This is a genomic window from Streptomyces sp. NPDC047982 (assembly GCF_043204165.1).
GTDB lineage: Bacteria > Actinomycetota > Actinomycetes > Streptomycetales > Streptomycetaceae > Streptomyces.
In genome coordinates this window covers 158,204-178,678 of the sequence record NZ_JBIDBS010000016.1, presented here as the reverse complement: position 1 = coordinate 178,678, position 20,475 = coordinate 158,204, and the positions used below count along the sequence as shown (strand labels likewise).

Sequence of the window (20,475 nt, the reverse complement as noted above, 5' to 3'; positions counted from 1 at the left end):
CTCAGCCGGATGCGGCGGTCAGCAGCACGTCCACCAGCCTGTCCGCCGCATCCGGGCGCCCCTGCGCCCGCGCCGCCGCAGCCATGGTCTTCCTGCGCCCGGGGTCTTCAAGGAGCGGGCCCACGGCCCCGCGAAGATGCTCCCCGGTGACGTCACCCACGAGTGCGACGGCCGCGCCGGCCTCCTCCAGGTGCCGGGCGTTGTGCGCCTGCTCGTTCCCGGCCGAGGACGCGAGGGGGATGAACACGGCGGGTTTGCCCAGGGCGGTCAGCTCGGAAAGCGTTCCGGCGCCGCTGCGCGAGATCACCACATCGGCCAGGGCCAGCACGTCGGGCAGCTCCGGCCCCACAAACGGCGTCAGGTGATACCGGGCAGCAACGTGGGCGGGAAGCATGGCCGCCCGAGCAGCCAGCGCCTCATAGTGGGCGGGCCCGCACTGGTGCACCACGTTGGCCCGCTCCAGCAGCCACGACAGCTCCCCGCCGACCACGTTGTTGATCTGCTGCGACCCCTGCGCCCCGCCGGTGACGTACACCGTGGGCAACGCCCGGTCGAAACCGAGCCCCAGGGCTGCCACGGCCTTGTCCGGTTGCCCGACCATCACCTCCGGGCGCACGGGGTTCCCGGTGACCACCGCGAGCGGGCGCACGCTCTCGGTGAGGAGCAGCAAACTCGACTCCGAGGACACCGCGATCCGCGAGGCGCTGCCGGCGAGCCTCCGGTTGGCGAGCCCGAGCCGTACGGTCTGCTCGTGCAGTACCAGCGGGACCTTGCACATCCGGGCGGCAAGTCCGGTCGGCACCGCCACGTAGCCGCCCGTCGCGAGCACCACGTGCGGTTGGAACCTCGCGACCGCTTTGCGCGCCTGAGCGACCCCGAGCGGCACACGCGCCATGTCCCGCATGTTCGCAGGCGACACCATCTTCAACGGGTTCGACGAACGCCTTACCTTCCCGGTGGCCACCGACGTGAACGCGATCCCCTCCGCGTCGGCAACGCGCGCCTCCAGGCTGTCGGCGCTGCCGATCCACAGCACATCGAGCGAGCGCCCCTGCGCCGTCACCCGCTCCCGCAACGTGCGGATCGCGGTGAGAGCTGGGTAGGTATGCCCGCCGGTACCTCCCCCCGTCACGATCAGACGGAAAACTACGGGGAGTTGAGAGGTGGTTTCCACGCGAGGCACTCTAGCGCCCAGAGCGGCCCTCTCCACACGAATCGCCGCGCGCCGACCCGGCGCAGCCGACGTGGCGCAAGCGGGCCGGGGGGATCAGAACCCGCTCATTCCTCACAGTCGCACTCCTCGCCGCGCAAACCGCCTGGGTCCCCGCACGGGCACACCTGGCTTCAGCGCCCGCCGCGTAGTTTCAGCCTCGTCGACCATCGGCGCGGCGGTCGCATTTCCTTCCCTGATGTCTCGTCGTGCTTTCGACATTACCGGTGGCTTCGGCTGTTTCCGGAAGACTTGAGCGTCTTGCTTTCGTGTCACTTCACCCGGACACGGGTGACGGTGATCGCGCCGTGCCGGGTCGTCCCGCTCAGCAGCTCGACCACGAGCCCGCAGTCGCACACCGTGTGCACCTCGCCCCCGCTGGCCCGCGCCTCGCCTTCCGGGCCGCAGGTGACCAGCGCGGGGGCGGCGCGGGCTCGCACCGCGGCGGCCAGCCGCCGCGACAGCTCGATACGCCCGTCGGGGAGTGCCACCGCAAGATGGCTACTGACTTCGGCTCGTTGGGGTGATCTTCCTGAAAGTCCCTGCGGGACGTGAGCGCCGGGAGGCGGTACGGATGCAGGTGGCTGGGCTGGTCGAGCCAGCCGGGCGGCCGAACCTAACGGCCCTGGCGTAGGCAGTCTGCCGGGCCTAGGCCTTCTTCGCGGCGATCCGCTGCGCTTCCTCGGCCTCCGCCGTGGCCCACTCGGCGAGCAGCATGTACGCCTCGGCGTCGCCCTCCTGCTCAGCCCCGTCCTCATAGCCGTCGGCTCCAGGAACGTCAGTGGCGGTGAAGACCGGCTTCTCGTTGCCGTGCCCGGCTTCAGATGATCGCACTGCCAGACTACGCCACCGAACTCGACGAACTCATTCAGAGCATCGCCACGGACACCGCCAAGGGCGGCGCGAAGTCGGCGTGAACGACGAGACATGGCTGCGTATCCGGCACACCTTCGACCGTCTCTTGGCGGGCGGTCGAGAGCCCACCGAGATCGACCGCTCGCTGATGGAGGCGTTCGAGCGGCTGATGCCCGGACTGCCCGAGATCACCGACGGCGAGATCACGATCGTCAGTCACCTACACCAACCAGCTCCAGGTCCTGACCTTGCGCAACGCCGAGTTGGAGGCCCAGAACGCCCCGTCTGCTCGAACGTCTACGGCAGTCCGGGAACAACGTCGCGGTCCCGCCGGCCCCGAGCCCTGTCTCGCTCAGGCCGGGCGTGTCGTCAGCCAGTTCGCGCGGCCTCAGCGGTGTGACTAGTGTGTCGCGCGCCAGGCATATGCGTCCTGCCACAGGGGGCTCGGCCCTCCCCTGAACGGGAAGCATGGACCTTTGTCCTGGCAGAACACGGTCCGGGCGAGTGGGTATGCGAGCAATCTGGTTATGCGCGAGCTGGATGAGACGGCTGCCGGCGGCCCGATGGGGGCCCGCCTGGCCGCCTGGCGCCGCCGCCGGGAACTGAGCAGGGATGACCTTGCTTCTCTCACCGGTCTGGAGCTCGATTACCTCGCCGGACTGGAGAGTGGTTGGGAGTGGGTGGACCGCCGCGGCAGACTCGCGGCATTGGCCACCGTGTTGCGGCTCGATGTCGCGGACCTGACCGGGCAGCCCTACCCGCCGTGCGGGGAGGAGCAGGCGGCGGTGCGGGCGGTCGCCTTCCGCCTGCGTCGCAGTCTGGTCCGCCGACAACCGGATACGGCCCCCGGCGTGCTGCTGGAGGAGCTGGCGGAATGGACTCGGGCAGCCGCCCGGGCCGATGCAGGGGGCGACGAGTATCATCTCGCGCTCGCGCTGCCGGAGCTGGTCGAGGCGGCGGACCGCGCGCTGGCCGCCGCTGCGGGGCCCGGCCGGGAAGAGGCGGTGCGGCTGCGCATGGACGTGCATGTGCTGGCCGCCGGGCTGCTTCGGCGCCTGGGGTACTGGGACCTGGCGTGGATGCTGCTGCACCGGGCCCGTTCCGGCCCCCGCGAGCCGGTGCCGATGCTGGTCGAGGAGGTGCGGCTGCTGATCGACCTCGGCCTGCCGGAGTACGCCCTGGCCCGCGCCGAACGCGCCGAGGACGCCGGAGCCGGCTGGGAAGTACCGGCGCTGGCCGCCGTCGCCCATGCCATGGCCGGACGCCGCCCGGAGGCCGAACAACTCCTCGTCACGGCTGCCGAACGGGTCGGCCACACACGGGAGTCGGCCGTGGTGATCGCAGCCCGCGCCGCCGTCGCCGCCGAGCTGGGCGACGCGGCCGAGGCCGCCGACCACGTACGCGCGGCGGATCATGCCGCGCTCGACGGCGCCCACCGCTCCGGTTTGCTGGTCGTCGCCGCGTCGGCCGAAGCCCGTCAGGGCCGCGCCGACGAGGCTGCCGCCCGGCTCGTCGAGGCCGACGCGGCGGCGCCGCTGCGGCTGCGGCTGGACCCCTTCGCCCGCGACATGGTCGCCGCGCTCACCGAGCGCACCACCGTTCAATCCGCGGCGGTGCAGGATCTGGCCGAGCGGGCCGGGCTGCGGTGATGCCGGCCGTCTGGCGGGAAAGACCCCTGGGGGCGGCAGGCTCGCCCTACGCTAGGGCTGAGGCACGGGAGCGGGAGTTGAGGCGAGGGCGATGAACGAAGAGCAGGCCGTCAGGATCGGCGAGTGTCTGCGCTCGGCCCGCCGCCAGCGCGGGATGAGCCTGCGCAGCCTCGCGGGCCTGGCCGGGGTGTCGGTCGGCTACCTGTCGATGGTGGAGAACGGCCGTCGGCTGCTGGACCGCTCCAGCCTCATCACCTCCTTCGCTGAGGCGTTGCAGATCGCCCCGTCCGAACTGACCGGCCAGCCCTTCGCCCCAGTGGACCCGCACACCAGCGCGGCTCACGAGGCGGTCCCCGCCCTGCGGCTGACGCTGATGGGCCTGACCATGGCCACCCCACCGGACCGCCGCCCACCGGGGGTTTCGGCGGCGGTGCTGACCGAACGGGTGGCGGAGGCCAACCGGCTCTATCACGCGGCCGAATACGGCACCCTCGCTGCCGGGCTGCCGGCGCTGCTGGCCGATCTGCACGCCGCCGCCGAGGCCGCCGGCGGCGCCGCCCGCCGCGGACTGCTGAAACTGCTCGCGGATGCCTATCATCCGGCCTGCACCCTGCTGCTGAAGAACCTCGGCTACACCGACTTGGCGTTCATCGCGGTGACCCGTGCCGCTGAGACGATCGCGGAGTTGGACGACCCGGTCTACTGCGCCCTGTCCGGCTTCTTCCACACCCACGTGCTGATGGCGGCCGGGAGTCCCGCCCAGGCCCTGGCCCAGGCCACCGCCGCTGCCAATACCCTCGAAGCGCACCTGACGAGCCCTGATGCCTATGCGCTGCTCGGCGAACTCCACCTGATCTCCGCCACCTCGCTGACCCAGGACCGGCAGCGGCCCGGCAACACCCGTGCCGAGGATGTCCGCGGCCATCTGGCGGAGGCTGCCAAGCTGGCCGGCCGCACCGGCGAGACGCGGGCCTGGCACCTGAACTTCGGCCCCACCAACGTCGGCATCCACAAGGTGAGCCTGAACACCGACCTCGGTCTGCACGGAGTGGCCGTCACCGCCGGGGACGGGGTCCACCCCGAGACGCTGGCGCAGGCTCCGGGACGGCAGGCCGCCTTCCACGCCGACCTGGGCCGTTCGCTGGCCCATCTGCGAGGCCGGGAGGCCCAGGCGGTCGCCGCCCTGCTGACCGCCGAGGAGATCGCACCGCAACGCATCCACGCCAACGCACCGGTGAGAAACACCGTCGAGTTTCTTACCGACCGGCAGCTGCCCGCCCACGCAGCGCGGGACCTGCGCGGCCTGGCCCACCGCATCGGCTTGCCTCTCTGACCAGCGGCGTCTCCCTGATTCGACTGAACGCGTGGGTCTGTACGCAACTCTCGCACCTGGGCCAGCGTTCCTCGCTGTCCGACACTGATCCGGGCTAGGGGATCGCGGGTTCACCGTTGTGAACACCTCCGTGTGCTGGGGCCTTACCTTCGGTCACGGTCCGGGCGACTGCCGCTCGGAGAGAGGGTGAGTTTCGCGATGTCCAGCACTGTGATGCGCCACAACTTCCAGGTGATCTCCGAGGCCGAGTACGTCCCGCTGGCCCGTCGCGAAACGGCCAAGGTCCTTGCAGACTGGGGCATGTCCGAGGAGGTCGTGGGCACCGCCTGCCTGATCATCAGCGAGCTGGTGACGAACGTGGTGCAACATGCGGCCGTGCTCTCGCCCACCGCTGCGGTCACCCTCGCTCTCGAGGAGCAGACCGCGCTGGTGCTGGCCGTCGCGGATGCCCACCCGCTCAAGCCGAAGCCACTACCCGCCGCACACGGCCTCGGTGGCCGCGGCCTGTTCCTGGTCGACGCCCTAGTGAAGGAAATCCACGGCAGAGTCGAGGTTCTTCCGGAGGACGCCACGGGCGGCAAGCGGATCGTCATCCGTCTTCCCCTGGCTCCCGTGGCGGCCCACTCCCGCCGGTCGCAGACTGTCCGGTCACCTGCGGCGATCGCCGCCATCGCACTGCCCCACTGACCACGAGGAGACGTCCGTGATCTCCGTCCGACTGACCGCTGGCGAGAGGGCACTGGTAGTGCTGGCCGACGGCCTGACGGTCAAACAGGCCGCCGTCGCACTCGGCATCTCTTCGGACACGGCTCAAAGCCGCTACGCCTCCGCCCGCCGCAGAGCGGGCGGAGTCCCCGGAGCGCCGGGACTGGTCCACCAGCGTATGCGACCGGTTCCCTCGACCGGCCCGAAGCGGTCGACAACGCTGCTGTGGTCCATCTCCCCGGCGACCAGGGCCAAACCCTCGGCGTGCCGGAGTCTGACGGACCGGCGGCCCTCTGACTGCCGGGGCCGTCCACCGCCCCCCGCTGACGGTCCCCAGCGCATTTACCTTGCCGTCGCGGCCTTGACTCTGCTCTCAGAGCGCAGGGCGCTGAGGAGCTGTTGGACGCCTTGGACTTTGCGGTGGGGCTGGAAGTCGGCTGAGAGGCTGGTGATCTGGCGTACGCAGCGCGAGGCGCCGATCTGTTGGGCAAGGATGAGCGCCTCCTGGGCAGTTGCAGCGCTATGGTCGATTTCCCCTTGGCGTAGAAGTGTCTCTGCCTCATAGGCCAGGAATACGGCACGCGTTTTGTTCCGGGCGGCGGGCAGCAGGGCCATGCCCTGGCTGATCTGACGCAGGGCGGGGCCGGTCTCGCCGAGGTCGATGAGGCATCGGCCGGAGTCGACGGCAAGGTCTGCCAGGTTGTACCAGTTGCACCATGCTGGTGGTGCGGCTACGGCCGTATCCAGTGCGTGCTCGGCTGCTTTGAGGGCACGTCGGCAGTCGCGGGCGTCTCCGTTCATGGCGTGGGCTCGGGCCTTGCGTAGGTGGAGCAGTGAGCGGGCGGTGGGGTCCTGGGTCCGGTTGAGCGCGTGGTCGAGGACGTCGATCGCTGGTGCGGCTTGGTCAAGCCAGATGCTCTGGTAGGCGAAATCGGCTAAAACGCCTGCACCTCTGTCCGTATCGCCAGCCTGATGGGCTGCGTGCAGGGCGGCACTCCAGTAGTGGCCAGCCGCGGTGTGATCTTCGTGGTCGAAGCGGTGCCAGCCAATGGTCTGGGCGAGTGAGGAGGCCAGCACGTGCAGCCGGGAGCCGGTTGCCCCGTCGTACCGGCCGTTCTCAAGCCATCCGACGACGGTGTCGTAGTAGCTGTCGAGGAGTTGGGTCGTGTGCTGGCGGTCCGCGGTGGCCAGGCTGGTGAGGTGCTGGGCACTGTGTTCCAGCCAGGTGACGAGCTCTGGGGCGAGTGCCTGACCGTCGGCGGCCGAGGCGCCCAAGGCAGGATCGAGAGCCGCCCACTGCTGGGCGAGGGTCGTGAGTGCGGCTGGTGCAATTCCAAGGAGCGTACGGCGACTGATCATGGTGCGACGTTGGGCCTCTCTAAGAGCGGTGACCGTCGCCCCTGTGCCCAGAGGGACGGGCGCCTCGCTTCCAGGCAGCCAGTACGGCCAGCCCAGTGCGGTCACGAGATCGGAGTCGATGCCGAAGACGTCGGCGATCAGCAGCTGATACCAGAGAGTCGGCGCATGAGCCCCTGGCCGCTCCCACACGGAAACCTGCTGCTTTGTTGTGCCAGCCCTCCGGTTACGGCGGCGCGCCGCTTTCTTGATGCCTTCGGCAAGATCGGCCTGCGACAGGTCGTACAGGGAGCGGGCTATGGCGAGCGGGTGCTGGGGGAACGCGTCCACCTCTCCATCTCAGCACCCGAAGGGCTGGGACGGGGCCGGATTCCGGCATCTGCATGACCCCTGCATGACCCTCAAACACTAGTTCTTGGCACCTCTGTTGGGTGTACTCGTCGGGTGACGGTGACCGGTCTGGCCGTGGCACAACGTGCGAGCGAACGGTCCACCGGTGCTCGAGCCCGATGGCCGACTCCTAAGTGAATCCCCCTGGCGGTCAGAGCCGCCTTGTCCTCGACTCACGAAGGAAGATCATGGATCTCAGTTCCGTTCCGCTGCTGCCCGGGGCCTTTACCATCGGCAAGAAGTTCGGCTTCGAGGCCGGCCACCGGCTTGCCGGACTCCCGTCCGAGCACAAGTGTGCCCTCCAGCACGGGCACAGCTACGAGGTCAAGGTCATCCTGATCGCTCCCGCCCTGGAGGAGCCCGGCTTCGTTACGGACTTCAGCTCACTCGCCCCGTTCAAGGAGTTCCTGGACACCGAGCTGGACCACCGCAACCTGCTCGAGATCGTCTCCTTCGAGCCGACCTCGGAGCGCCTGGTCCAGCTCCTGGCCGGGGTGGTGCGCAGCGGGCATGGTGGCCGCCGTAGGCGTGCTGCGGTTCGCCCGCCTGCCTGCTCGCTGGGCGCGGACCGGCTGCCAGCTCGCGGACCGCGGGCACACCGAAGCAGCGAACGAACACCCAGCGAGCAGCCTTGCGGCTCTGGGGACATCAAGGAGGACGACATGACTCAACCGGAGGAGTTACGGGCCCGGACTGTCGTACCGCTCCTGTATCACCTGCTGGACGCTCCGGAGCTCAACTGCGCTTCGCCGAACAAGTTCCGGGTCCTCTGGCCGATCATGGCCGACGACGCCGCGAAAGTGTTACAAGAGCCGCGACTCGCTAGGGTCCGGCCCTCCCCGGCTACCTACAAACGGTGGCTGGCCGGCACCCACATTCCCCGCGGAGACCTGCGCACCATCCTCGAGGCCTATTTCGGCAAGAAGGTCGAGGCCCTCTTCCAGCTCGTCCCCGTACGCGACATCGTCCGCCCCCGCCCGCTGGACCGAAGGACGCGCACCGCGGTACGAACCCTGGACTACACCTGGCCCACGTCCCGGCACGTCCCCGGCGAACCGGACGCTGGAATCTTCGGCAGCTGGGAGCTCGCCGGCGGACGGCACTTCGACGGCACCTCGATCGGCGTGCAGATCTATGAAGCTGAGCCCCGCGGCGACGTCATGGAGATCAGCTCCGCAGACCTCCCCCACCTGGAGACCTTCGTCCGCTCCTCGCGCAGGGGCGTGATTCTGGCCTCTCCCGGGGCCGCCGGCGGGTCCGGCCTGTACGTGATGGACGCCGCGCTCGCCCGCCAGAACCTCTTTGTTGGTCAGGACCCGCGTGTACCGCTCGCCTACCAGCTGGACGACCTGGTCTACGCGATCATCTGGGCGCTGTACGTCATGGACGACGGTCTGCTGGCGGATGACAATCCGCTCTCCGACCGGGCCGAGCAACTTCGGCACTACGTCAGGATAAGTAACTCGGCGCCGCCGCGATCCGATATGCCCGACCTCTCCCCCATCGGCGCCGCGTGGCTGGGCTCTAGTCTCTGCGCCCAGTACATCGTCCGCCATCTCGGTGACCTTCCCGACGTGCCGGCGTTCTGGACCCGTGAAGCCACCGGGGAGGAATGCGCACCATGGTTGCTATTCAGGCACAAACACGACTACTTGCAGAACGTCGCCGATCGCTTCGCGGGACCAGGAAGCGCACTCGGTCGCGCGATTTGCGTCCCAGAGCCCGTCGTTCGATCAAGCGAGATTTATGAGCGAATTCTTCTGTTCCTCACGATTGCCATGATGGAGATGTACGGGGTCAAAGTGTGGCTGAGCACGGAGCAGGAGTACCAAGAGGTCGAGGGATTCGTCCTGGCACGCAACCAGGCCATCCTGGCGAACTGGGTACGCGAAGAATCCGTCTGGCGGGTCGCCACTACCAGCGCGCGACGGGAGGTGGCTCCCTACCAGGAGGTCCTCGGCCACGCGCGGGCTCACAGTCTGGTCGCCGGGCCGACGCCGACGGCACGGCTGCAGGCCCTGGCCGACTACCTCGACCTGGACTGGACCTGGTTGACCGGCCGGTGCCAGGGCCTCGCCGAGGAGGGGCTCACCAGCATGCTGCGTCCCCGCAGCCGCCTTCTCACGCTCAAGGCGCTCGACCAGACCCTGCGCTTCATCGGCAGGCTGGGCAGCCCATGTGACGGCCGATAGGCTCAACTCGCCCTGCTCCACCCGCGATCCGAGGAATGTGCGTTGAAGCCGAGTTCCCTTCCTCCCACGGTGCTCGTGATCAGCCTCGGCGGCACCATCACGATGACCCCCACCACCGCTGAGGGCGCGGCGCAACCCACGCTGAGCGCGGATGACGTGCTCGCGGCCGTGCCGCAACTGGCCGACACCGGCATCGTCGTCAAGACTCAGTCGTTCACGACCAAGCCGGGTGCCTCCCTGACGTTCGACGAGATCGCGGAGCTCGCCGGCCAGCTGCGGGCCATGGACGGTCAGAGCACGTTCGACGGCTTCGTTGTGGCCCAGGGGACCGACACCTTGGAGGAGACGTCCTACCTGCTGAGCCTGCTGTACGCGGGCGAGACGCCTCTGATCATCACGGGCGCGATGCGCGCCCCCTACCTGGCCGGAGCCGACGGACCGGCCAACCTGCTCGCCTCTGTCACCGTCGCGGCGAGCCCCCAGGCCCGCGGCCTGGGCGTCCTGGTCGTCTTCAACGACCAGATCTTCGACGCCGCGAACGTCCGCAAGACTCACAGCACCAGCACGAACGCGTTCACCGCACCCGACACCGGTCCCCTGGGCACCGTGGCCGAAGGCCGCCTGCGGCTCCTTGCGATCCCCGCGCACAAACCCCTCCCCCTCTCCGCAGCGATGACCCGCCCGGCCCGCGTCGGCGTATACCCCGCGTCCCTCGGCGACGACGGCACGCTGCTGGCGCCGCTCCTCGAACAGGTCGACGGCATGGTCATCGCCGCCTTCGGCGTCGGTCACGTGCCCGCGACCTGGGTCCCCATCCTCCAGGAGGCCGCTCAGCGGATCCCGATCGTCCTCGCCTCCCGCACCGGTGGCGGCACCACCCTCACGCACGCGTACGGATTCGACGGCTCGGAGAAGGACTTGCTGGACCGGGGCCTGATCGGGGCCGGGCACCTCGACCCGTACAAAGCCCGCCATCTGCTGACAGTCCTGCTGCGCAGCGGCGCCGACCGCGACACGATCCTTGCCACCTTCGCTCCCGCCGGGACGACTACGGAGGGACGTGGCTGATGCGGCACACAGAACTGACGATGGGGCGCAGCTTCGCGCTGGCCTTCGATGACGGCGACGACTTCGTCGCGGAGCTGACCGGCTTCTGCGCCGAGATGGGGATCCGGCAGGCGATCATCCCTATGTTCCTCGGCGGGTTCCGGCAGGTGACTCTGGTGGGGACGAACGGCCCGCTGGAGGACCCGGAAGCACCTGTCTGGGACGAGACGGTCCTGCACACGGTGGAAGCCGTCGGCTCCGCCACCCTCGCCTGGAGCCCGGAGAACGACGCCCTCGCCCCGCACATCCATGTCGCGGTCGGACGCAAGGACCTCGCTGCGGCGGGGAGCGTGTCTCATCTGCTGCGGGCGGAAGTGCAGTTCATCCAGGAGATGTTCCTTCAGGAGGTCGTCTCCCCTCAGATGCTGCGACCGCTGTGCGGATCACACGCCGTCCCGACCCTGTCCTTCGCCCTGCTCCCCGAGGCCGACACCCTGTGACCCCCGCTCCGCCCCGAGCTCGGCGCGATGGCCTCGGCGTTGGTTGCCGCATCGCCCCGGCGAGCCGGGCCGGAACGGTCGGGCCAGCATGGCCTCGCCAGGTGAGGAGCGGTCCACGTACGAGGTGCGCCGGTCACCTTCAGCACCCACGAGGAGCGAGACCATGAAGACCTGCGACAACACCTCGGTCGGCATCGTCATCACCGATCACCAGGGCCGTTTCCTGATGTTCGACCGCGCCACCTTCCCGCCCGGCACGGCCCCAGCCGCCGGCCACATCGACGACCACGGGACCGCCGAGGACGCGGCCCGCGCCGAGGTCGAGGAAGAACTCGGCCTCACCGTCACTGACCTCACCCATGCCACCGGCTGTTGGCGGGGCAACCGATGCCGCCGCCTCGCCGGCGCACGCGGCACCGGCCACGACTGGACCATCTACCAGGCCACCGTCACCGGCGATCTCACCCCGAGCGCCCGCGAGACGAAGAACGTCCGCTGGATCACGCCCGACGCCCTACAGGAATTGGCAGACCGGACAGTCGCCTACGCCAAGGGGCGTATCACGGACGCCGAGTTCGAGGCTGCGCCCGGCGTCGAGCCGGTATGGATGCAGTGGCTCGCCGATGTCGCCGCGATCCACATCGGCCCGGACGACTTGCTTCGGGTGGACCAGCTCACCAGATGATCGCGGCCCAGTCCTCTTGACCCGCCGCGGCCGCCACCTCCGCTTTCTGGGCGCGGCGGCCGCGCTTTCCGCATGCGCATCACCCCGTCCCTCGACAACGGATTCGGCAATCAGTCCACCACCGACGAGGCCCCACGCCGCGTGCGACTCCTGGCTGTACTACCGCGCCCACCAGATGGAGGCCCTCGGCCGGCCCTGAGTGCCCTGCTGCTCCAGCAGGCCCGGACAGTCGAGTTCGCTGTCCGGGCCTGCGGCTTGCATTGCATGGCCATGAGGGTTATGAACTCAGCGAAGAGTGTCACGCAGGGGCTCCTCCAAGACAGGTAGCCGCTCCAGCAGCATCAGAGCTGCCTCGTGCCGTGCCCGCGCGTAGGACTCAAGTGCGGCGTCGACGAGGTGTGGTCGTTCCACTGGTGTCGACAACGGAAAGGCCGCGCAGAGCATGGCTGCACAGCCGACACGAAGCGAGGACAAGAGGTCGTCCACGGGCGCCTTGGGGTTGACGTCTCGATAGGCGAGGGCGAGATCGGTGTATCCCTTGAGCCACCTCTCAACACCGTTGGCCAGACAGCTCTTGGGGTCACAGCCAAGACGCACGATTTCCCAGGCGAGGTACCCAGGTGTGGGTGGTCCGAAGTCCACGAACGCGGCGACATCGTCCTTCTTCAGCAGGACGTTGGGACCGGCCATGTCGCCGTGCATGACCTGGACCGTCAGCTGTGGAAGCGAAGCGAGGATGCGCTCGACGTCCCCCAAGACGGCTTGCCGCTCACGCGCCGCCTGCAGCGCCCATGTCTCGAACTCCCCGAGCCTGGGCATGTTCTGGAACGCGAGAATCAGTCTCTCGAAGCGGTCACGTGCGGCGGCCACGTCGCACACCGCGGCACCAGGTTCCAGGGTGGGTGCGACGGCGGGGTGAGTGGCGAGTCGGCGGTGGAGGAGGCCCATCGCAGCGCCGGCCGCTGCCCACCGCGCACCGGTCAGGGTGCCCTCGGCAGTCTCGGTGTGTGGCACGTACGACCACAGTGACATGGGCAGGCTGCCGTGGGTCGCGAGGAGTTCGTGCTCGCGCGTGCGGGTTGCCCGCGCGGTCGCGACACCTCCGTCGGCGGCGTACTCGGACAGTTCAACCGACGCCCGCTCCAGAGCCAAGTTATCTCGAGTGCGATAGACCTTGACGAAGTGCCGACGGCCCGTCTGGTCCACTACGGCGAAGTTGTCCGTCGAGGTGCCCTCCGGGATCCGCGTGATTTCTGCCGGGTGCAGTCCGTACGCGAGCACCAGCGTGTCGGCGATCGCCATGAGCTGCTCCCCCTCCGCGGTGCGGCCGGGTGTGGACGGCGCGGCGACGGGCTTGTTGGCGGGCTGGTGAGATGCGGTGGACATGGTCTCCTCGTCGAAGCACACAGCGGTAGTGGTCAGATGATGAGCGGGCGGCAGGTGGTTGGGGCGATCAGGACTCGGCCACGGGGGTGCCGGTGAGGTGCTCGGCTCGGCGGGTGATGGCGGGGTGAACGTGGGGTGGACACCTCTGCAGCAGCTGGCCGAGCGCGACCCGCTGGGCCTCACGTCCGGGCCACCGGATCACCATTCGGCTGTGTTCCTTGTCCAGGATGTCGCCTGGAGGCACCTGCTCGTCGGGCGTGCCAGCCGGATGGACCGTCAGGATCGGATCGACGTGCTGGCGGTTGTCCTCGGCGCGCACATGACGGTCCCAGGCCCGGACCGAGGCCGCCAGGTGCTCAGCGAACTGCGGCGGGCCACGCCGGGGGCAGCGGGGCTGCAAGATCGTCGACGGACGCTCCGTCAAGGCGGTCATCGGATTGCGCCTCCCTCGTTCGGGTTGTCGCAGTACCCGAGCCCGATCCGGCACCTCCACCAGCTGCCGGAAGGGGACCGGCCGACCAAGCCGACACCGCGGCCCCCGGGCGCGTGACTCGGCTGATCGAGGGGGTGAACGCGGTAAGCGACGCCGGCTTTTCGTGGCGAGGTGATCAGTTCGGTCTCGCTCAGGCGGGGGCGTAAGGCCGACCGGCGGGCGCCACGGCACCAGGTCGGGGGGCTCGTCGCATAGAGTGCTGGCGCGAGGGTGGCCATGATGTTCGCCGTAAGGCGATCTTGGACGCCTTCGTTCTTGTCTCCGCAGGCACCCCTCGGGCCAGACCACCAGGAGGAAGCAGTGTCGTCCCCGCAGCTGATCACCCCCGAGGAGAAGCTCGCTGATGCAAAGAAGCTGCTGAGCTTCCCGCGTATCGTCGCGATCTGCGGCTCTACTCGTTTCATGGCCGAGATGGCCGAGGCCGATCTGCGGGAGACCATGGCTGGACGGATTGTCGTCAAGCCAGGTTGCGACCTGAAGTCGCCGCACGAGCTGTGGTCGGATCATGTCGAGGCTGAGGCGCTGAAGATTCGGCTCGACGCGCTGCATCGGTCGAAGATCCTGCTTGCTGATGAGGTGCTCGTGGTCGGCGACTACATCGGAGACAGCACCCGGGCCGAGATCGCCTACGCCCGGTCGCTGGGCAGGCCCGTGCGGTTCACGCATCCCGAAGTCGACCCCGACGCCTGAGGGACCACCCCCGCACCCTCCGCAAACACCGCCTTGGGACTGATCACCTGGCGGGTGGCGTGGTGGTGAGAGCGATCTCACGGGGCGGCGGAGCGCATGGCGGCCGTGATGGCGGCAGCGAGAGGCTGCTGGTGGTTCGTCAGGTAGAAGTGGTCGCCCTCGTACCTCTCGAGTTCGCGGAAGTTCGTCGTGTGCGCCCGCCAGGCAAGGAGATCGTCGTCGCTGATCAGCTTGTCGTGGCGGCCCGCGAATGCCGTGAGCGGAACGGGCAGCTGCTCGGGGGTGCGGGGTGGAGTCCAGGTGTCCACGAGTTTGAAGTCGCTGCGGAACACCGGAGCGAACTTGTGCCAGACGTCGTCGTTGTCGAGGAGCTGCGGTGGGCTGCCGCCGCCGCTCCGCAGCCAGGTGCGCAGTTCGTCGTCGGCCATCAGGTGGGGGCTGCTGTCGGCGTCGGCTTCGCCTTGCGGGGCGGCGTAGGCGGACACCCCCAGCCAGGTGGGGAGCGGTTCCCCCTGGCGCAGGAGTCGGCGGGTGAGCTGGTAGGCGATCAGTGCGCCCATGCTGTGGCCGAAGAACCCGAAGGGCCGGTCAAGCAGTGGAGCGATGGCGGTGTGGAAGTAGTCGACCAGCTGATCGCAGTCGTCGATCAGCGGCAGGGCCTGCAGGTTGCCTCGTCCGGGGGCCTCCAGGAGGCAGAGTTCCCAGTTCGCGGGAAAGTGTTCCGCCCAGCCCCGGTAGAGCAGGTGTGAGCCGCCGGCGTGGTGGAACATGAACAGGCGCGCCGCTGGTTCGCTCAGCGGCCTGGGGCGGATGAGCGGGGAAGCCGGCGTCTCGCTGGTGAGCTTGGAGGTGAGGAAGGCGTGCAGCTCGGCGAGGGTGGTGGCGCCGCTGGCGGCCACGGAGTTCTCCGGGACGCCGTACGCGCTCTCCACGCGGGTTGAGATCTCCAGCATCAGCAGCGAGTCGATGTCGAGCTCGTGGTCGAAGTGCGCCTCGTCGGTGACCTCCTCGGGCTCGGTCTCCAGTACGCCGGCTATCAGGGCGCGGAGATCCTCGATGGTCACGCTCGTCGTGGTCATGGGTGTTGTCCTCGTTCCTGCGTGGATGGGCGAGTGGCCGGTGGCGACGGGGTCAGCAGCAGGGCGGCCGTCGCGTCGTGGCGGGGGCCTCCGGCCGTGGCGAGGACGTTGCCGGTGGCGCCGCCCTCCAGATGGGCAGCCGCAGCAGCGCACTGCAGGACGCCGAGCGCCCCGGACAGCGGGCCCAGCTGGGATTCCAGGTCGATCCGGCGCGGGGCTGCGAGCAGGTGGCCCGCCCCGGCCCCGGCGGCTTCCGCCTCGTCCGCGAGCCACAGTCCGACGGGCTCCTCTTCGGTCACGCCGGTGGAGGCCAGCGCCGCGGCGAGGTTCCGGGCCCGTGCGTAGCCGGTGATCGTGGCGCGTGGCCGTGCGCCACGGGAGGCGGCTGCATCCGCGGGTTCCAGTACGACGGCGACCGCCGCGTCGGTGGACTGCCGGCCGAGGACCTTCGTCACCACGTCGTTGGCGGGTTCGACGCCGACGACGACGGCTGCGTCGGCGCGCCCGGTCACGATGAGGTTCCGGGCCCAGGCCAGGGCGTCCAGACCGCTCGTGACGCCGTTGCAGACGGTGAGGTTGGGGCCGCGCAGACTGTAGCGGATGGCCACCCAGCCGGCGACGACGTTGCTCGATGTCTGGGGCAGGCCTAAGGGGCTGAGGCCCATGACGCCTGCTGCGGCGATGGTGTCGGTGGCTTCGCAGACGCTGTCCGCGTTGCCCAGGTTGGTGCTGACCACGACGGCGGTCGCCTCGGCCGCGCCGGTGAACGTGGTGTCGGCGTCGGTGAGACCGGCGTCGTGGAGGGAGAACTCGGCGGCGCGCAGGGCGAGCCGGGACGCGCGGTCCTTGTGGCGCAGTTCGCGTCCGATGAGTCCGGTGGCCGGATCGAAGCCGCCCTCGGCGGGCAGGGGTCCGAGGAGGTCGCCGTACGTAGCGACACCGGGGAGCGCCAGTCCGACGCCCGTGACAACGACCTCCCGGGCGCTCGGGTTCCTCGTGTGTGCGGTGCTCGTCGCGTTCATCGAGCTGCCTCCACGATCGCGACGGCGTTGATCCCTCCGAAGCCGAACGCGTCGATCTGCGCGATGGCCAGGTCGCCGGAGGTGGGGGAGCCCTGCACCAGGCCCAGCCCTGCGGCCTCCGGGATCGGATCGGCGAGTCCCAGGACCGGGGGTACCGTCCCGTTCTCCATAGCGAGCACCGCCATCACGAGGCTGAGCAGTCCCGAGCCGCCCAGGGTGTGGCCGGTCATCGCCTTGATGGCGGTCATCCGCGGACCGGGTCCCGCGCCCTGGAAGATGCGGCGCAGGACGCTCGACTCCGTCGCGTCGTTGCGGGGGGTGCCGCTGCCGTGCAGCATCACCAGGTCGATGTCCTGCGACCGCACCCCCGCTCTGCGGTAGGCGTCCAGCACTACGCGGGTGATGCCGTCGGGGTCAGGCGCGGTGGCGTGGTGAGCGTCGCAGCTCATGGACACACCGCGCACCCGAGCGTGCACGGGCCCACCCCCGGTGCCGACTCGCTGGACGACGACGGCCGCCGCACCCTCCCCCATCAGCATGCCCTTGTGGGTGGTGTCGAAAGGGCGCAGCGCGTTGGGGATGTCGTTCTGCACCCGGTCGAGCGTGCCGAAGCCGCTCTCGGTGGCGGCGTCGGTGCCCGCGACGACGACCGTGTCAGCCAGGCCGAGCTCGATCATGTCGGTGGCCATGCCCAGCGCGTACAGCGAGGCGGAGCAGGCGTTGGCGAACGTGTACGTGGTGGACGCCCCGAAGGCCGCCTTCAGGGCGGTGCCGAAGTGCAGGTCCTCAAGGACGACGTCCGCGTCGTCACGCCACCACAGTTCGAGGCTGCGCTGCTCGCGCATGGTCGTCCCGACCAGCACGGGCACATGGGCCAGGTCCTCGCCCAGGCCCGCGTCGGCGGCCGCCTGGCGGACGACGGTGGTCAGCCAGCGGGTGGCGCGCCGCGGTATGTCACCGCCCCCGGGCCGGTCGTCGATCTCGTAGGCGTAGGCCGCCCGGTACTTGTCCGGGTCGAACGCCATCAGGGGCGTGCGGCTCTCCTGGCCCGCGCACAGCGCGGCGAAGATCTCCCCGGGGGCGGCGCCGATGTTGGCGATGGCCGCCATACCCGTGATGTCCCAGGTCACAGTTGGGCAGCCGCCTTCCTCAGCTCGAAGGCGGCCACCTTGCCGGTCGACGTGGTCGGCAGCTCGTCCAGGAACTCCAGACGGGCGGGCCGCTTGAAGGCGGCGAGACCGCCACGGGTCGCGGCGAGCACCGCGCGCCGCACCACAGCCTCGTCAGATCCCGGCCGGGCCACCAGGTACGCCACGGCCTGCTCCAGGCCGTCGGCGTCCCGGCCGCCGACCACCACGCACTCCTGTACCCCGTCCACACCGCGGACAACGCTCTCGATCTCACTGGGCACGACCTTATAGCCGCCCAGGTTGAGCAGGTCATCGGCGCGGCACAGATGGGTGAACGTGCCGTCCGGCGCACGGCGCACCACGTCGCCGGTGTAGGCGCCGCCGTCGGCGAAGGTGACCGCTGCGGCCTCCGGCCGGCCGATGTAGCCCAGGGCGACGGTCGGGCCGGCGATGTGCAGCCAGCCCTCCTGACCGTCGGCGACGGGCGTGCCGTCCGCGGCGCGGACGGTCGCGGTGATCCCCGGCACCGGGACCCCGAAGGTCCCCGGACGCTCCTTCCCCGGCGGCGTGCCGACGACGATGTAGAGGACCTCCGTAGCGCCGAGGCCGTTGAGCAGCTCGACGTGGAAGGCGGTGCGGATCCGCTCGCTGAGCGGACCGGGCAGGTTCTCGGCCGCCGCCACGCACAGCCGCACGGAGTCGGAGGCGAGTGCCATCCCGGAGGTGTTCAGCAGCGCCGCGTACAGCCGGGGGACGGAGAACAGCACGGTGGGCCGGTGGCGCTGCATCGCGGCGGCGAGCGAGTGGACGTCGACCGTGCCGCTGATGAGCGCGACGCGGGAGCCGGCTGCCAGCGGGCACAGGACGGAGCTGCCGAAGCCGTAGCCGAAGGACATCCGGGCGCTGGACAGCACGGTGTCCTCGGGCGTCAGCGCCAGGACCGTGCCGATGCCGTCGGCCATGGCCGCGATCGCACCCGCCGAGTGCCGCACCCCCTTGGGCATGCCGGTGCTTCCGGAGGTGTATTGCACGAGCGCCTCACGGCCCGCACTCCACGCGGCCGCGGGGCCGGCCTCCTGCGGGCGGCGTGCGGGGCCGGCCTCGGCCGTCGCCAGGCTGGCGCGGACGTCCGCGCCGGCGAACCGGGGTGTCGTCGCGAACAGCTCCTCCAGGGCACGTTGCCGCGTGGGAGCTGCGTCCAGGTGCACCACCGCCGCGGCGCAGTCTGCGGCGATGTAGCGGACTTCGTCGTCCGTGAGCATCGGACTGATCACCACGGGGACGCAGCCGTGCCACCACAGGCCCAGGACGGCGACCACGGTCGCCACGGAGTCGTCGGCGACCAGGAGGCCGCGGGCGCCCTCGGGCACGCCTGCTGCGCTGAGGGCGCCCGCGTACCCGCGTGCTCCTTCCAGGAGGCCCGCGTAGGTGATCTCCCCGGCCTGGGGGTCGAGGTAGCTGGCCCGGTCACCCCGGCCGGCGGATACATGGCCCGCCACCAGGCGGTCGATCAGGTCGACACCCTGGAGGTTCCTCGCCCGCTCGCCGAGCACGGCCACTGCGGCGTCCAGGCTGGTGAGGGCTGCCGCCTCCTGGGCGGACAGGGGGCCGAACTCGCGCTCGACCGCGACCACGACCTCGACCTTCTCCAAGGAGGTCATGCCGAGTTCCTCATAGAACAGGGCACCTGGCTCGATGGCGTCCTTGTCCACCTCAAGGACAGACGCCACGATCTCTCGCAGCCTGCCGCGCGTTATGTCGATGTGTTCCACCGGCGAGGGTCCTTTCCTTGTCTTCGTAGCCGAGAAGCGGGATCGGGGTGGACAGAGTGGACGAGCCGAAAACCTGCTTTCGGGGACTGCGCCGTTCGCCGAGACGCGATCCGGGCGGAGATGCCGGAACGGGGTGAGGTGCAGCAGGCCCCAGCGGGTGTTCTCAGGCCCCCAGGCCTACCTCGCAGGGGAAGGAGACAGATACGCCCAGGGGCTCCTCCGTGAAGATGACCCTCTTGCCGAGCGCGGACATGAAGCCGAGCTCGAAGACGGTGCCGCTTCCGACGCGACCACCCGGGTTGCACACGATGACAGCGTCGGCTTGCCGGAACGCGTCCATGTGCACGTACTTGTGCCGCCAGGTGTCGCGGTGGTTCTTCAGCAGGTCCTGGTAGTCGAAGAGGATGAAGTCGGTGCCTGCGGTTTCCGGCTTGATCCTGGTGCTGCGGGGGCTGAGCACCTCGGTGCCGGTTTCGCGCAGCTGGGCGATGGTGCCCTCGATGGGCCCTAGGGACTGCTGGAAGCTCCCGCAGACGACTGCCGTCCGGAACTCGCGCTGGATCAGACCGTCCACCATGTCGTCCGAACCGCATGCGGACATGCCCGTGTCCAGGTAGAACCGCTCCAGCTCGGGCCCCACGACGTTGAAGTAGAGGCCCGTGTCGACGTAGACGCTGTTGACCAGTGCGGCCGCCTCCGGCTGCGGAAGCTGCTGGAAGACCCCGGTGGCGTGCACCCGCGTGCTCTTGTTGTCAACTACCTCGGCGAATTCCTTGAGCCCGGCGCAGAACTCGCCGATGCTGTCCGCCAGCGCCTCGCCGGCGAGGCTGGCTCCGAACGGAAGCCGCTCCCTCGTGAGCAGCTGCAGCTCGCCGCTCTGGAAGCGGTAGACGCTGACGCGTTCCGAGCCGAAGTGGACCAGGACTCTGCCTTCTGTCACCACTGTGCTGTTCTCCTTCTTCTCGATCAGTCACGTTGGGC

The 20,475-nt window shown here is 69.6% G+C and carries 19 protein-coding genes; 8 read left to right on the top strand and 11 right to left on the bottom strand.

Annotation, left to right across the window (positions count from 1 at the left end):
- Position 1: 1 nt before the first annotated feature.
- The 3 genes from ACGF2V_RS20815 to ACGF2V_RS20805 all read right to left on the bottom strand — a co-directional run bounded on the left by ACGF2V_RS20815 (position 2) and on the right by ACGF2V_RS20805 (position 2,044).
- On the bottom strand, positions 2–1,174 hold the full coding sequence (locus ACGF2V_RS20815) for a UDP-N-acetylglucosamine--N-acetylmuramyl-(pentapeptide) pyrophosphoryl-undecaprenol N-acetylglucosamine transferase (protein ID WP_362708290.1): 1,173 nt from the start codon (positions 1,172–1,174) through the stop codon (positions 2–4).
- Between the two features lie 308 nt (positions 1,175–1,482).
- Positions 1,483–1,701 (bottom strand): hypothetical protein, encoded by a 219-nt coding sequence (locus tag ACGF2V_RS20810; RefSeq protein WP_362708287.1) that lies wholly within the window; start codon positions 1,699–1,701, stop codon positions 1,483–1,485.
- 157 nt (positions 1,702–1,858) lie between these two features.
- A complete protein-coding gene (locus tag ACGF2V_RS20805; protein ID WP_362708284.1) occupies positions 1,859–2,044 on the bottom strand; it encodes a hypothetical protein in 186 nt (61 codons plus the stop codon).
- Between the two features lie 548 nt (positions 2,045–2,592).
- On the opposite strand from ACGF2V_RS20805, the gene ACGF2V_RS20800 reads away from it, so the two are divergent.
- From ACGF2V_RS20800 to ACGF2V_RS20790, 3 genes are all read left to right on the top strand, one after another.
- Positions 2,593–3,714 carry a DNA-binding protein gene (locus tag ACGF2V_RS20800; protein ID WP_362708281.1) on the top strand — a complete coding sequence of 374 codons (1,122 nt, stop codon included), beginning with the start codon at positions 2,593–2,595 and terminating at the stop codon, positions 3,712–3,714.
- Between the two features lie 91 nt (positions 3,715–3,805).
- Complete coding sequence (locus tag ACGF2V_RS20795; protein ID WP_362708278.1) at positions 3,806–5,047, top strand: helix-turn-helix transcriptional regulator; 1,242 nt, start codon at positions 3,806–3,808, stop codon at positions 5,045–5,047.
- A 198-nt stretch (positions 5,048–5,245) separates the two neighbouring features.
- A complete protein-coding gene (locus tag ACGF2V_RS20790; RefSeq protein ID WP_362708276.1) occupies positions 5,246–5,734 on the top strand; it encodes an ATP-binding protein in 489 nt (162 codons plus the stop codon).
- A gap of 360 nt (positions 5,735–6,094) precedes the next feature.
- Here ACGF2V_RS20790 and ACGF2V_RS20785 read toward each other — a convergent pair whose 3' ends face one another.
- Positions 6,095–7,438 carry an XRE family transcriptional regulator gene (locus ACGF2V_RS20785; RefSeq protein ID WP_362708273.1) on the bottom strand — a complete coding sequence of 448 codons (1,344 nt, stop codon included), beginning with the start codon at positions 7,436–7,438 and terminating at the stop codon, positions 6,095–6,097.
- 248 nt (positions 7,439–7,686) lie between these two features.
- Here ACGF2V_RS20785 and ACGF2V_RS20780 point away from each other — a divergent pair, with 248 nt between their 5' ends.
- From ACGF2V_RS20780 to ACGF2V_RS20765, 4 genes are all read left to right on the top strand, one after another.
- Complete coding sequence (locus ACGF2V_RS20780) at positions 7,687–9,690, top strand: 6-carboxytetrahydropterin synthase (protein ID WP_362708271.1); 2,004 nt, start codon at positions 7,687–7,689, stop codon at positions 9,688–9,690.
- A 42-nt stretch (positions 9,691–9,732) separates the two neighbouring features.
- Positions 9,733–10,758, top strand: coding sequence for an asparaginase (locus ACGF2V_RS20775; protein ID WP_362708268.1), 1,026 nt, complete (start codon positions 9,733–9,735; stop codon positions 10,756–10,758).
- Complete coding sequence (locus ACGF2V_RS20770; RefSeq protein ID WP_362708265.1) at positions 10,758–11,237, top strand: PPC domain-containing DNA-binding protein; 480 nt, start codon at positions 10,758–10,760, stop codon at positions 11,235–11,237. The genes ACGF2V_RS20775 and ACGF2V_RS20770 overlap by 1 nt, the downstream gene beginning before the upstream one ends.
- Before the next feature lie 163 nt (positions 11,238–11,400).
- Positions 11,401–11,922: an NUDIX hydrolase gene (locus ACGF2V_RS20765; protein ID WP_362708263.1), complete on the top strand. Its 522-nt coding sequence runs from the start codon at positions 11,401–11,403 to the stop codon at positions 11,920–11,922.
- Between the two features lie 285 nt (positions 11,923–12,207).
- Here the strand turns inward: ACGF2V_RS20765 and ACGF2V_RS20760 are convergent, their stop codons facing one another.
- Both ACGF2V_RS20760 and ACGF2V_RS20755 read right to left on the bottom strand, forming a co-directional pair.
- Positions 12,208–13,308, bottom strand: a complete 1,101-nt coding sequence (locus ACGF2V_RS20760; protein WP_362708260.1) for an aminoglycoside phosphotransferase family protein — start codon at positions 13,306–13,308, stop codon at positions 12,208–12,210.
- A gap of 67 nt (positions 13,309–13,375) precedes the next feature.
- Positions 13,376–13,741, bottom strand: coding sequence for a hypothetical protein (locus ACGF2V_RS20755; protein WP_362708257.1), 366 nt, complete (start codon positions 13,739–13,741; stop codon positions 13,376–13,378).
- Positions 13,742–14,101: 360 nt separating this feature from the next.
- Here ACGF2V_RS20755 and ACGF2V_RS20750 point away from each other — a divergent pair, with 360 nt between their 5' ends.
- Positions 14,102–14,491 (top strand): hypothetical protein, encoded by a 390-nt coding sequence (locus ACGF2V_RS20750; RefSeq protein WP_362708255.1) that lies wholly within the window; start codon positions 14,102–14,104, stop codon positions 14,489–14,491.
- A 77-nt stretch (positions 14,492–14,568) separates the two neighbouring features.
- Here ACGF2V_RS20750 and ACGF2V_RS20745 read toward each other — a convergent pair whose 3' ends face one another.
- From ACGF2V_RS20745 to ACGF2V_RS20725, 5 genes are all read right to left on the bottom strand, one after another.
- Complete coding sequence (locus ACGF2V_RS20745; protein ID WP_362708253.1) at positions 14,569–15,570, bottom strand: alpha/beta fold hydrolase; 1,002 nt, start codon at positions 15,568–15,570, stop codon at positions 14,569–14,571.
- On the bottom strand, positions 15,567–16,592 hold the full coding sequence (locus ACGF2V_RS20740) for a beta-ketoacyl synthase N-terminal-like domain-containing protein (RefSeq protein WP_362708251.1): 1,026 nt from the start codon (positions 16,590–16,592) through the stop codon (positions 15,567–15,569). The genes ACGF2V_RS20745 and ACGF2V_RS20740 overlap by 4 nt, the downstream gene beginning before the upstream one ends.
- The gene (locus tag ACGF2V_RS20735) at positions 16,589–17,722 is read right to left on the bottom strand and encodes a beta-ketoacyl synthase N-terminal-like domain-containing protein (protein ID WP_362708248.1); all 1,134 of its coding nucleotides are present in this window, start codon (positions 17,720–17,722) and stop codon (positions 16,589–16,591) included. The genes ACGF2V_RS20740 and ACGF2V_RS20735 overlap by 4 nt, the downstream gene beginning before the upstream one ends.
- The gene (locus tag ACGF2V_RS20730) at positions 17,719–19,494 is read right to left on the bottom strand and encodes an AMP-binding protein (protein ID WP_362708246.1); all 1,776 of its coding nucleotides are present in this window, start codon (positions 19,492–19,494) and stop codon (positions 17,719–17,721) included. The genes ACGF2V_RS20735 and ACGF2V_RS20730 overlap by 4 nt, the downstream gene beginning before the upstream one ends.
- A gap of 163 nt (positions 19,495–19,657) precedes the next feature.
- Positions 19,658–20,434, bottom strand: coding sequence for a nucleoside 2-deoxyribosyltransferase (locus ACGF2V_RS20725; RefSeq protein ID WP_362708244.1), 777 nt, complete (start codon positions 20,432–20,434; stop codon positions 19,658–19,660).
- Between the last annotated feature and the right edge of the window lie 41 nt (positions 20,435–20,475).